Origin of the sequence: Mesotoga sp. HF07.pep.5.2.highcov (assembly GCF_003666285.1) — a bacterium.
GTDB classification, from domain to species: domain Bacteria; phylum Thermotogota; class Thermotogae; order Petrotogales; family Kosmotogaceae; genus Mesotoga; species Mesotoga prima.
Map to the genome: position 1 here is coordinate 1 of NZ_JFHJ01000111.1, position 922 is coordinate 922.

A 922-nucleotide genomic window follows, 5' to 3' on the forward strand; every position below is an offset into this window, starting at 1 on the left:
TCGAGCCAGTCGAGAAGGTTGTATGAACCATAACCGCCCCTTGCAGTTATGATTGCGTCGTATTCAGGGTTAGCAAAGGCTTTGTTGAGTTCATTTGCTTTTTCTCTCGGGGAAAGTGAAATCTGGCAACTATCTCCGACGACGACCCTGTAACCCACGTTCCTAAGTGCTGCGATGCCCGCCTCCAGCTTTGATCTGTCTGGAAAACTTGCAGGCGCAGTGACGAAAATCGTTCGGATCTCTCCAGAAAACAATACAGGTGAAACTAAAAGCATTCCAACAACCATCATAACTGTCAACCATACCCTTCTCATGAAATCCTCCAAGTTGATCTGTCTACTATAGTTTGCCATTCATGGACGGTAAAATCAACACGTCGAGAGTAAGAAGACATTGCAAAACTTTGTACTCATTGTCTTTGCGCTGTCATTCTTTTAGAACGCAACCAATCAATAGCCTGGAGGAATTCTCAGACGACTGCGGAGAGGTCCGTGAGGAACTCAGCGATTTCTCCTGAAACAGATTCAAAGAATTCATTCGGACTACAGTCGGCAAAGACTTCTCCATCATTAAGAAAGACCACCCTATTCGCAATGTGTTTTGCAAATTCAATCTCGTGAGTTACTATGATCATTGTTCTCCCTTCAGAAGAAAGCCTCCTGATTACTCTCATTACCTCGCCAACTAGTGATGGATCAAGCGCAGAAGTTGGTTCGTCCAGAAGAACGATGTCTGGATTCATGACCAAAGCCCTGGCTATACCCACTCTCTGCTGTTGACCTCCGGAGAGCTGCGATGGATAGCTCATCAGTTTATTTGCAAGTCCGACCTGTTTGAGACGAACCTCCGCTACCTTTCTCGCGTCTGTCCATTTTACTCTCCCCACTTTTACCAGGGGTAAGGCAACATTGTCGATGATTTT

At 45.7% G+C, this 922-nt stretch carries 2 protein-coding genes; both read right to left on the reverse strand.

Annotated elements, in window-relative coordinates:
* The coding region (locus BG32_RS01860; protein WP_183084265.1) for an LD-carboxypeptidase at positions 1 to 314 on the reverse strand (314 nt) is incomplete at its 3' end.
* 155 nt (positions 315 to 469) lie between these two features.
* Positions 470 to 922, reverse strand: a 453-nt coding sequence (locus BG32_RS01865; protein ID WP_147434793.1) for an ATP-binding cassette domain-containing protein, incomplete at its 5' end; no start/stop codon positions are given.